The organism is Microcoleus sp. C2D2 (genome assembly GCF_036702495.1).
GTDB lineage: Bacteria > Cyanobacteriota > Cyanobacteriia > Cyanobacteriales > Microcoleaceae > Microcoleus.
The window spans coordinates 38736-50160 of record NZ_JAUBTO010000003.1 but is presented as its reverse complement, the minus strand read 5'-3'; the positions used below and the strand labels follow the sequence as shown (position 1 = coordinate 50160).

At 45.7% G+C, this 11425-nt stretch carries 10 protein-coding genes; 3 read left to right on the top strand and 7 right to left on the bottom strand.

The features are described 5' to 3' along the window. Positions 1 to 96 precede the first annotated feature (96 nt). Both QUB61_RS01850 and QUB61_RS01845 read right to left on the bottom strand, forming a co-directional pair. Positions 97 to 423, bottom strand: a complete 327-nt coding sequence (locus tag QUB61_RS01850; RefSeq protein ID WP_333123001.1) for a DUF433 domain-containing protein — start codon at positions 421 to 423, stop codon at positions 97 to 99. A 73-nt stretch (positions 424 to 496) separates the two neighbouring features. Next, entirely contained in the window at positions 497 to 1390 is an 894-nt protein-coding gene (locus tag QUB61_RS01845) for an ion channel (protein ID WP_333122617.1), read from the bottom strand. Positions 1391 to 1502: 112 nt separating this feature from the next. Here QUB61_RS01845 and QUB61_RS01840 point away from each other — a divergent pair, with 112 nt between their 5' ends. Beyond that, a complete protein-coding gene (locus tag QUB61_RS01840) occupies positions 1503 to 1847 on the top strand; it encodes a hypothetical protein (RefSeq protein ID WP_333122614.1) in 345 nt (114 codons plus the stop codon). An 823-nt stretch (positions 1848 to 2670) separates the two neighbouring features. Here the strand turns inward: QUB61_RS01840 and QUB61_RS01835 are convergent. The 4 genes from QUB61_RS01835 to QUB61_RS01820 form a co-directional block, all read right to left on the bottom strand. After that, positions 2671 to 4017: a hypothetical protein gene (locus tag QUB61_RS01835; protein WP_333134027.1), complete on the bottom strand. Its 1347-nt coding sequence runs from the start codon at positions 4015 to 4017 to the stop codon at positions 2671 to 2673. A gap of 730 nt (positions 4018 to 4747) precedes the next feature. Beyond that, positions 4748 to 5269: a hypothetical protein gene (locus QUB61_RS01830; protein WP_333134028.1), complete on the bottom strand. Its 522-nt coding sequence runs from the start codon at positions 5267 to 5269 to the stop codon at positions 4748 to 4750. A 742-nt stretch (positions 5270 to 6011) separates the two neighbouring features. Further along, on the bottom strand, positions 6012 to 6365 hold the full coding sequence (locus QUB61_RS01825; protein ID WP_333134030.1) for a hypothetical protein: 354 nt from the start codon (positions 6363 to 6365) through the stop codon (positions 6012 to 6014). 390 nt (positions 6366 to 6755) lie between these two features. Beyond that, a complete protein-coding gene (locus QUB61_RS01820) occupies positions 6756 to 7856 on the bottom strand; it encodes a saccharopine dehydrogenase NADP-binding domain-containing protein (RefSeq protein ID WP_333134032.1) in 1101 nt (366 codons plus the stop codon). Between the two features lie 292 nt (positions 7857 to 8148). On the opposite strand from QUB61_RS01820, the gene QUB61_RS01815 reads away from it, so the two are divergent. Continuing rightward, positions 8149 to 8373, top strand: a complete 225-nt coding sequence (locus tag QUB61_RS01815; RefSeq protein ID WP_333134034.1) for a polymorphic toxin type 34 domain-containing protein — start codon at positions 8149 to 8151, stop codon at positions 8371 to 8373. A 192-nt stretch (positions 8374 to 8565) separates the two neighbouring features. Then, on the top strand, positions 8566 to 9366 hold the full coding sequence (locus tag QUB61_RS01810) for a HEAT repeat domain-containing protein (RefSeq protein WP_333134036.1): 801 nt from the start codon (positions 8566 to 8568) through the stop codon (positions 9364 to 9366). Positions 9367 to 9438: 72 nt separating this feature from the next. Here the strand turns inward: QUB61_RS01810 and crtO are convergent, their stop codons facing one another. Next, on the bottom strand, positions 9439 to 11136 hold the full coding sequence (gene crtO / locus QUB61_RS01805; protein WP_333134038.1) for a beta-carotene ketolase CrtO: 1698 nt from the start codon (positions 11134 to 11136) through the stop codon (positions 9439 to 9441). Between the last annotated feature and the right edge of the window lie 289 nt (positions 11137 to 11425).

The window sequence follows — 11425 nt, the reverse complement described above, 5'->3', positions numbered from 1 at the left end:
CGGGCATCTTGCCCGTTCATAAAAGCCTGATTTAAAATGGTAAAATATCTCAGTTTTAATGCTTTGTGCGATCGCGGTATAAATATCTGCCACTGTTTATGCCACTTCCTGTTCTCTAATTGCTATTTCAATCTCATCAGGATATGCCTCAGCATAACCCCAAGCATTCGCCAAATCAGCGGCACGCAGAGTCGGATAGTCTTCTAGGAGGTCAGCTTCAGAAATACCTAAACGGCGAGCATTCACCAGCACCCAAACAGGAATTCGCGTTTGTCTGATGCAAGCATCGCCGCCGCACACGCCGGGAGTCTTTTGAATTCCAGACCAAAATTTTCTTAAACTTTGGGCTAGTAATTCTATAGCTTGAGCCTTCTCTTCGGGAGTTAAAGCCAAGAGTTGCGGTTGCAATTCTTTCAGTGTCATCTTTGTAATTATTGAGGTCATGATTTTTTTTTGCCATACAGGTATTCTAGCACTGGTGGCTAAATCAAAACATTCATTCAACAGGCTTCACATCGTGAAACCGAGTATAGTCAACCACCCGCCCTCCCGTCGGCAGTTTCAAAATAATATCTACAAACCGCATATTCCACATAATTTCCGACGCCACAAAAGAATGTCGCGCGTGAATAGTTTGCGAAACAGTTTCGTCAATTCCTGTTAACGTAACTACTATTTCCGCTTGCTGCTCCATCAAGTCTTTGGCAGTAAGTTGGTACAAAGGACTGCTCTCGTCAATTGCGTGCATAACCGTCCAAGTTAAGGCAAAAATCGGAGAGTGACTCCGCACCAATTGCAAATCGTAAAAACGCCGCATAAATACTCCTTCCGATGTTACCTCGTCGCGGATCAAAGTAGCTCGCTGCTGCGCTTCTAAAATTTGGTTGAAACGCTGATTTGCCGCGCGGTACATTAGAGTCGGAACGCCGTTGAAAGGAGCGATCGCAGCTACGCGGCTGAAGATAACTCTAGCTGTTGGTCGGGAAAATCTAGCAAAAGCCAGTCCCGTAATCATCGCGACTCCCCACAAAGCAAAAAGCGCTTGGATCGCGACTATAGTATTAGCGTAATCCGTGCGCGGATACATGGCGCCGTAGCCAATTGTCGCCATTGTTTGCACGCTGAAATAAAAGGCATCTTGGAAAGAACCCGGCCGTGCGTTAGTAATGCAATCTCCTCCCGCCAAGTAAGCTAAGGCAAATAAAGAATTCGTAACTGTATAGAAGAAACAAATGAGCAGGAAAAATTGCAGCCAAGAAAGAATTAGCAGCCTGTGGTAGAGGTCGGCAAAATGCAGGCGAGGTACTCCCAACTTGACAATATTTAAGGAGAATTGTCCTTTGCGGCTGACTAAACGAGCTTGTGGCTGGCGGTTGCGGTGAATTTTCATTGCGATTTGTAACTGCGGCTGTTTCAATTTGTAACTATTGCTTTGAGCGGGAAAACTTATCCTTTAGACTGATGTCTGATTCCAAAAATTCGGATAACAGCGGAGTTTAGAAATGGTTGAGCTTAACTGGCATGACTATCTCGTTATGGTTTCTTTTGTGGCTTCTATTGCGGGTCTAGTCCTGCTGGGTGATAATCGCAACTCGCAGCCAACGGACGATTCCCTACGGGATAGCTTCGCCGCGCGTACTTTGAGCGAAGAAATCCTAATCAAGATGAGCTTTACTTACTGGATAGTCTACTGCATCTCTGTTTTCGGGCTGAAACTTCACCTACCAGAGGATAGCTGGTTATTCCTCAGTTTGAAGCTGACTACTGTTCTTTCTTACTTATTGACTGCTTCTAGCATACTCAGCCTGCCGCTGCAACGCATGGCTGTCCGACAAGTTGAAGATTAAAAAAAAGGTGTTTGTAGTGAGGACTTCAGTTCTTTTTATCGGGGAGAAGAAGGACTAAAGTCCTGACTGCAAAGCTATAGCGCGTCGCGTGAGAACCCCGGTCTTTCCCGCAGGGTATGAAACGCAGTTGCAGCCGTTTGAAGGCTGCGAGTAATCTCTGTTATAATCTAACAATGCGGAACAAGTAGGCGTATCAACTACGTGTTAAACCATTCCTAGAACGGTGAGATTCCGGGCAGTAAGACACCCTCAGCATTTTTGTCTGAGAAAGACTATGGCACAGCCAAGCAGCGCAGGATGGGGAGCGTACCCGACTGGCAAGCGTGTTGAAAAGTGCGAACGAAAGCATAAGGCAAAAAGTAAGCGTAATTGCAACACCAAAAGGTAGTTGTTTTGAACGTCTAGAGGTGTCAAGACAGCGCCTTTTTGAGTGTCAAAGCTTCTTAAGAATCTCCGTACCTTCAGGTCGGAGAGTGTCAATTGATATCAATTCCGGTTACACCGGAATGATCGGGAGTCGGGAGTCGGGAGTCGGGAGTCGGGGAATGTGGGATTATTGACCTTGACTTTATCATTCCGATGCAACCGGAAACGATATGAGTTATATTACCGGGCAATAAGCTCACAGCTAGCTGTGAGCTTGTTTAATGGTTTATTATCCGAGGGATGCAGACTAACGCGCCCAAAATGGCTAGGGTCGATCGCACTCATACTTGAAATTGCCTTTCTCTTCCTGCTTTCCCTTGGCTGCGGCTATCTCATCGAGTATCCGTTGGCGAAGCCGGCGCATTAGGGCATAGCAGTATGCCACGAACTTAGCTAGTTAGGATTTAAAGCCTTTAGAGCTTTTCTTTTTCTCCTGCGGTTTGGACTTTGACTTATTAACTTCCCCTAAAGCTTCCTGAAATAAGTTGTGCAGGTGCACGGGAACGCTCGCAATTTCCGGGAGTTCGGGTTCTAAGGGTTTTTTACACTCTTGCAGCAGGGCATCTAAATCGCGATCGAGCTGAAAATTAGTCTCCTGCAATACTGTTTGCAAAATTTGTTCTAATTTTGCGGGATTAACTTTAGCTAACCGTTGCCAAATCCCGGCATTAATTGCAGGATCTTCTAGATAGTTACGCACCAGCTTCTCGTAACCGGGAACAGTTGAAAAGTCTTCTGCTGCTAGCATTTGCGTAAATTGAGCGTAAGTAGACAAAAAGGTTTGTCCCCAGCGAGGATGAGAAAGTGCTGTTACCTGTTCGGCTTTCTTGAAGCGATCGGGCAATTCGACTTTCGGCATTACCATTTTTGAACTAGCATTGCTGTCGAGAATTACCTCAACTGCTTTAACATCGGCACCTGCTGCCGCGATGGCCGCTGCTTTGACTTCTTCTGGATCGACTCCGGCATCTTCAACGAGATCCGCCAGAGATTTACTTTCATCAATGCCGATATCAGCTAGGCGTTTTTTAGTGATGAATTCCTGAAATTCCGCCAACTTTTTATTCAGGTGATATCCCGATAGCGTCAATTCGTCAGTGCCAAAAAATTCGGTAAAATCTTCGTGGTAGTGTTCTACCGACTGCCAAGCTTGCTCTAACAATTCCGGCGCATCGCTGTACAGGTTCTGTTTGTGATTTTGCTTGAAATTGCCGATCGCCACTGCCAACTTCGGCTTACCCAATTTCCCCATCAGGATGGGAGAGCTCGAAAGTATCCACCAGTCATCGGTGAGGGGAGAAATCCGAGCCCGCAAGATTTCTCCTAACTTAAAGCGAGACATTTCTGCAAGCAAATTAGGACTGTTGGGCTTGACAATGTAGTGCTTGGCCGTCAGCCAGTTCATCAGTTCAAACCTGTCGGGGAAAAGTTGAGTGATTTCAAATAAGCCTGTGAAGCTTCTGTGCCGCCAACTTTCCAGCAAGCTGCGATCGTTATGGGTTAAATCCGGTTTACTTTCGACAAATAGGTCGATCGGCGTTTTGTTTCGGACTTTACCTTCGACTGTAAAACTGTCTATCACTTGATTTTGCTGAGCAATGTCGTAGCGTTCGCCGGTCGATCGAGCTGCAGCATAAGCTTCCAAAGCTACCGCCAACTCTCCCTCAGCATCCAGCACAAAGTCAATTAAATTTTGCTTGAGTGTCCAAGCTCTTTCCAACATTTCATCCACAAGTAATACCAATTTTGAATGAGAGGATTTAGATTAACAATTATCGGACTTGAAGCCACCGACGCTTTACGATCCGGCGGAGATTGAAGAAAGCGCATCGCCAACAATGACAAAAATATGCGATCGCTCCCTCAGTCCTGAATTAGTTTAATTTTAAGGCCAATAGTCAAAAAAAAATGCTTATTTTAAACCCGAGCATCCCTCGGTCGTGTAAAAACCGTTTTTTAGGAGTGCCAACGTCCCGCAAAGCTTTGCCTATACATCTGGCTTCGTGCTCTGACAGCGAACACTCCTGTGAAATAAAAATCTTCCTGAAAAATGCGATTTCAACTTATAGCAGAAGGAAGAAGGAAGAAGGAAGAAGGAAGAAGCAGTAATACCAAAGGAAGAAGGAAGAAGGAAGTTCGGCAACGAGCAATGTACGGGATGTAACGGATGTAACGGATGTCAGGAAGAAGGAAGAAGCAGTAATACCAATGGTTTCAGCGATTAAGAATGTCCTAACCGTCTTGGCGGTTGCTATAACCTAAAAATACCCCTCTCCGATGTAGAGAGGGGTTCAAAATCCCCAAAAACTTCGCTAATCTCGCGTTGAAAACTGTGCAACCTATCAACAACAGTCCCAGACGCAGCAACCGGGTTTTTTTATCAAAAGACTTCCCTGCATTCCCGGACCCGGGTAAAAAACCCGGAACGCTTGATTTGGTGGGCGTCTCAGACTGAAAAATACTTGCTGTTGCCCTTAGCGGCCGTCTTTGTCAATGTCGCCCGGTACAGCGCGTTCCACCCGATCCCAAGCGTCGCGCGTGGCGTGCTTAGCTTTTTCCCAACCCAGATTAGACTTACCGCGATTTGTTTCGTAGTCGCGCTGCAAAGCGTCTTCGATCTCGTTGTAGTTCTTGCCAGTAGCGCCATAGCGGGTGTATCCCTCATAACCAGTGCGGTATGCAGGCTGATAGTCTTCGTAAGTCACGCTCGTGTCGGCGTAAGGACGGGAACTGTAGTTGCTTTGCCAGTAAGCATCTTCTACCGTAGGGTCGATCGCCTCGGCCACACCTTTGCCGGCCAAACCGCCACTAAACGCACCGACAACAGCGCCTACAACTGCTCCCACAGGTCCGCCAACTGCACCGCCGATCGCAGCACCCGCAGCACCCGCACTCGCCGCACCAATACCCGTTCCTACTGGATGAGCCCCTGTTTCTCCCGAAAGCGGGTCGAGGTTAGCATCAGGTTCATGTACCGTTTTTTTGTCATCGCTCATGATATTTTTTTCCTTTTATCTAACTGTAACTATTATTAAATTTACCTTTTTAATTCCTCTTTATTCATCTTCCTTAAGGATGAATCTGCTCGCTTAAAAACGAGGGGAAAGACCAAACCATTCTGAACGCAAAAAGTGGTTTTACACCCTACTCTAACGCGGTAAGGTGCGCCGGGCGGCGCACCCTACATAATTAGGTTCAAGCAAGTCCTGAGCTCGGCTCAATTGTATACTCACGGAAGCTCAGGATTTACCAGCAACTTGAGTTAGATTTGACACTCCCCAACCTAAAGGATGGGGATTCTTAATTCAGCGACTGACCTTTAAGTGTTGCGTCCTTACGGCAATACTCAAACCTTTTAACCGTAGAAATCCTACCAATTAACAAGTCTGATTCGCAGTCACCCCAGAGGGTCTATCTCCAAAAGCGTACTAGGATCTTGACAAGCGAGTTTGGGTATGCCCTACCCTACCTAACAAAAGTAAATTGTTTATTTTTCTGTTTGTGAGACTTTATTAAGCCTCTAGCTGTATAGCGAGTTTTCGCCGCTCTTTGTCCCCCGATTAACGCCTAAAAGTGTGTCTAAGTCCCTGTTTCACGATGGCGAAGGAGTTTAACCTTGACTCTTCTAGTATACCACAAATACTAGGAATTCCCTGACTTTTAGGAAGGGATTTAAGAAATTAAAGCCGTTCTAAAAGGATGGGGTTTTAAACCCATATCTCTGATAAATTTGTAGATTTAGTCCTTGCCCGTGACCTTTAGGATCGCCTCTTCAGCTTTTTCAACTATGCTTTTTTTCGGGTTTTCTGCCTTGTACTCCTGCATGCTTTCGTCGTAAGATTTCTCGACCGTTGCAGGATTTTGACCGGTTTTGACTAGATCTTCGTAAGCTGCTTGGGGATTCAGATCCTCGAAACTTTTTGCGGGGTCAGTAATTTGAGCTTCTGGCGGCGCCTCAGTCCTATCTTGACCTGCGTAAGCAGGCTGACTGGGTACTACCGCTAGACCTGCCATAACAATGAAAGCCAGCGTACAGACCAGCAAAATGCTTTGGCTCAATGTTTTTCCGAGAGCTTTTAAAACCCGCTTCATATCAACTTCTCCTCGTATTTTTTCGCAAAAATTATGGTATTTGTCGCCCCTTCACTGCGATCGCACATTTCAAAATTTAGCGATCGGGGCAACTTTTGTTGTAAGTGCTGCGCCCACATACAGCAAAAAGGGATATTTACCGTCTTGTAAAGTATATTAAACGCCGGCTCGTTCACTTTACTTCTACCAAAAGATAGATTAGTTAGACAAGGGGAACTCCTCTCGTGTGAGGGGTGCTTGCAATTGATGCGAGGAATCCTATCTAGGGGTTTTCCCATCAATTGCGAACCCCCTGACTCTTCTCTTACTTCGCCTCACAAGCGCGGGCGCGGTTCCTTTAAAAAAGCTCATTCACCCAACATTTTAAATTGCTACAAACACCCTAAATAACTACAAAAGAACCTGCTCTATATTGAGGTTGCGGTTCTGCAGAGAGCCTTCAAATAGCTCAGTAGAAAGAGCTTGTTCTACCGACCAAACGCCGGGTTTTGCCAGTTTGCCTTCTAACATTAATTGAGCTATGCTGCCAGTACCGATGCCAGTAGCGGCGGCAGCATTGGGGTGTATCGCTGTCGAGCAAACTTTAGCGGGTTGACCGTTTTTGAGACCGGTCACTTGCGATCGCACAGCTACACCAACCCCACTAAAACTATTAGTAACACTGGTCATCCCGTAACTGACGTAGGAGAGAAATTCAATCACGGAGTTATTTTTGAGCCAGCTAGCCGGCCAATACTTGGCCACAAACCAGGTAAGGTGATTGTAAAGGTCGGGAGACGTACCGAATTTAGTCACAACTGATTTGACGGGGAAAGTTTCCGGCAAAGTGATGGCTTCCGGCATATCGAACCAGTAAACCCCTGTTTTGCCGTAGGGTGCGGGAAATTCAATGGTTTCGCGCTTGCTGTAGGGTTTTACTTGCTGCCACTTGCGATCGGCCCAAACCTCAAAAGGAGTTTGCAAGCCTAAAAAAGTAGTTCTCATGACGGTAACACCAGCACCGCCCGAACCTCCGACTACATAACTCAAATGGATGTGTTCTGCTTCATCTAATTGTTCCACATCTCGGCGCACCATGCTGTTAGACACGCCCGGGAAAATGCCCGTATTAATAATAGCAGTAATCCCAGCATTTTCAGCGGTTTCGCGCAATTCTAAAGCTCTGCGAGTAAAACTGCGGCTGTCGCTGACATCAGTATAATTAACACCTGCTTCTATGCAAGTTTTCAGTACACTAGCGTCTCGGTAGTGAAAAGGCCCGGCACAGTGAACGACGAGGTTAGAGGATGAAACCGCTTGGTGCAGCGCTGCACTGTCTGCTAAATCTAAAGCTTGATACTGCACCCTATCCGGTGGCAATCCAGGCCCAATAGAGGCTTCAGAGTTGCGCCCGGTAACGGTAATTTCTGCGTCGGTATGGGTAACAAGGTCTTCGGCAACGCTGCTGCCAATTCGTCCTCGACCCCCGACAATCAAAACTCGGTTTGCCATGGCTCAAAAAAGGGTAACGCTAATCTGAGTTTGTATATTTTCGCGCATAACTTGCATCTGCACAAAGGATGAATTTGTGATAACTCATATCTTGCACCAATGTCCATAACCCCAGAGGGGCGGGGAAAACCAATAAATCAAACTAATTGCAGACAAGTTCAATAAAGCCCCACCCAAGTATTGACAAGGTTGGGATGTCTGAGTTAGACTATAAGAATATGAACAGTGCCTAATATTTTTAATACTCCCTTATAATAAACCATCCCTTATAATAAACCAAAAATCAAACACTATGACAGCAGAAGGTAATGTAGCTGATACGGGTATTGTAGAAGAAGTTAACCAACTAATCGCAGAAAAAAAAGCATCAGATAAGTATGAAGCACTCAAAATATTGAAACAGCAAGCTAGACGCGATAAAGATAAAGAAAAGATGGAAAAAATTAAAAGAACCCAGAAAGCCTTTGGTGGCAAACATAGCCGATATAGCGGCAAAAAGAAGAAGACCAAAAGGTAAGCTACTCAAAGAAACATCTCCCAAAATTAGTCTGCAATTAGTGTAGTACCACGAAATTCAGAGAGTTTTGGGGGATGTCGAATTCCTCACACTTAGTCATGTTGATACTTGCGTAATGCCATTCAATTTAACTGACTAAGTGTGAAAATAACCTAGGCTGGAAGCACTAAAATTTAGGGAGGTGCAAAAATTATGGATAAGCTGACAACTGAAACACTGCTAGATTATTGCGATTCTGATGATTATGCCCTGCAAACAGAAGCATTGATACAGCTTGTAGATGCAGAAGTTTATGAGGCTGTACCGAAGATATTAAGATTGCTAAAATCCGCCGATGAATTAATTAGAGCCCATGCAGCCGAGGCATTAGGTTATCTGGGTTCAGAGGAAGTAGAGACAGTTGGCCTTGCATTAATGCCTTTGCTAAACGATCCAGAAGAACTGGTTAGGTCTGAAGCCGTGGAGGCTCTGGGAGAACTTGGTTATAGTCCTGCGGTTGTACCGATAGAATATATTCTCAGACATGATCCTTCAGCACTGGTTCGCGCATCCGCAGCAGAAACTCTTGGATATTTAGAAGAACCATCAGCTATAGAAACTCTGGAGCTTTCACTGCTTGATGTTGATGAGGATGAAGCTGTTAGAGGGTATGCTGCTAATTCGATCGCGCTTTTAGGTACGCCGCAGCTATTGCCAAAACTTGAAGAGTATCTAAAATTAGAGCTTCCTTTATCAGTAAAAGCTGAATTGCTGGGTGCAAGGTACTGGTTAGGTGCGAAAGAAGATCTCGCGAAGCTAGTGAATTTGTTGGATAAGGCTGATGAAGATTTTGCTCAGCACATTTTGAATATTTTAACAGATTTGACCGAACGGGAGGAGCAGCCAACATTGGCGAAAGATGCACCGGATTTAGAAATGGTATTGAGGGCGATCGCAAATCGTTTTCCCTTCACAGGGAATCAACCAGAAAAAATTCTCGCACTCACAGACTGATAAATCAATACAAACAAACGCAGATGTGATTCATCTGCGTTTGTTTGCGTTCATCTGCGGTTGCTAAAAATCTTACTTCTCATTACTCCGAAATACCGACTTACCCTTCGCTTTCAGAGTATTAGCCGCATCTGCGAAAGTCTGCGCGAGTGGCTGCTGCGAGTGCATGAAAACGCGAGCCGTATTGCGTCCCGGCATACCCGAAATCGAGCCGCCCGGATGGGTTCCCGCCCCCGTGAGGAACAAACCGTCGATCGGCGTTTTGTAATTCGCCAACTCGGGCAAAGGACGGAAAAATATCATCTGATCTAGCGTCATATCAACGTGATAATAATTTCCCTTCAAAGCGCCCAAACGCTCTCCCAATTCCGCCGGACTTTCCACGTGGCGGCCGATAATTGACTTCTTGATATTCGGTGCATATTCTGCTAATTTATCGATGCAGCGATCGGCAACTTTGTTTTTCAGCTCATCCGTCCAACCCGTACCGTGCTGGCCGGTTCCTTCAGCATTTTCGATCATATAAGGAGCAAAAAATTCAATCCAAGCCGTATGATGTCCGGGGGGAGCCATTGACGGGTCTAGTACAGTCGGAAACACTACATACATCGATGGGTCAGAGTCGGGGATTCTGCCGATTGAAGGGTCGCTGTGAGAAATTTCAACGTGTCTCACCGAGTCTGCAATTAAAACCGACCCGATTAAAAATTCCTCCCGATGATTCCAGCGATCGAATCTAGGCGCTTCACTCAGAGCTAAGTCTATTTTGAGAATAGTCTCGTTGTTGTTAACAATTTTGCGCTCCAATCTTTCCCGCAAATCCGGGTCGGCACTGTCAACATCGCTGGAGTCCATTAAGTGCAGAAACAAGCGCTTAGCATCAATATTAGAAATGACACCTTTTGTAGCGCGGTATTCCGTGCCGTTGGCAACTCGAACTCCTACTGCGCGACCGTCATCAACTAATATTTTCTCTACGTGCTGGTCGGTAAGTACCACACCCGAGTAACTTTTCACTACACTAAGCAGCGCTTGCACTAATGCACCCGTCCCTCCGCGCGGTCTTGCCATGCCGGGATTGTGCCTCATTGCCAGCATAATTGCGCCTACAGCCAGGGTTTTTTGCGAAGGAGGCGCGCCGAGTTCTGAAGCGAATCTTGCTAGGGGTGCTTTGATAAATTCCTCGTCAAACCACTCGTTGAGAATGTCTTCAGCGCTGGTGAGCATCGTGCGAACAAAGTCAAGCGTTTTGTCCGGGGAACCGATGACTGACAATAAATCTTTGATCTTTGAAATATCGTAGTTGCCCAGAATATCTATGATGGATTTTGGTGGCGCATTAAACATCGGAACCATTGCACCTAAAGCCCGCTGCCAAAAATCTGTATATTCGGCATATTTTTTAGCATCGCGCTCGTTGTAGCGGGCAATTTCAGCACAAGTTTTTTCGACAGATTTGTGCGCTAAGAAATATTTGCCGTCGGGATGCGGACAAAAGGCAACTGGATCGCAGAAAAGATATTCTAAACCGTGTTTTTCCAGTTCTAACTCTTCTACAACAGGCCCTAAATGGATAAATTCGTGGTCGATCGCGCACATATTGAATTTAAAGTCCGGCAATTCGGGAATCGCAGCTTCAGTAGTTGCCGCGCCGCCGGGAACCGAACGTTTTTCTAACAACAGGACGGTATATCCCGCTTTCAGGAGATAAGAGGCACAGACCAGTCCGTTGTGACCTGCTCCTATGATAATTACGTCATACGTTTGCATAGATGAAGCTCTGGGGATAGGATATTTTGCTTATTTTACAAATGTTAACAACTTGCCAGTCTCTACCAAGAGAAATAGATTGATTTTCCAGCAGCAGTTTTAGCATCTTACAAAAGATGGAGCTTCGATACAATTCAAATGGGCGATCGCCCTTATTGCTTCTCTAATTTTTGTCTATAACAGGACTTAAATCCTGTCTTAAGAGATCGATCGCCATAAGTGGGTTTGTAGTGAGGACTTTAGTCCTGGAGAAGCTGCGGACTAAAGTCCTCACTACAAACAGAACTTC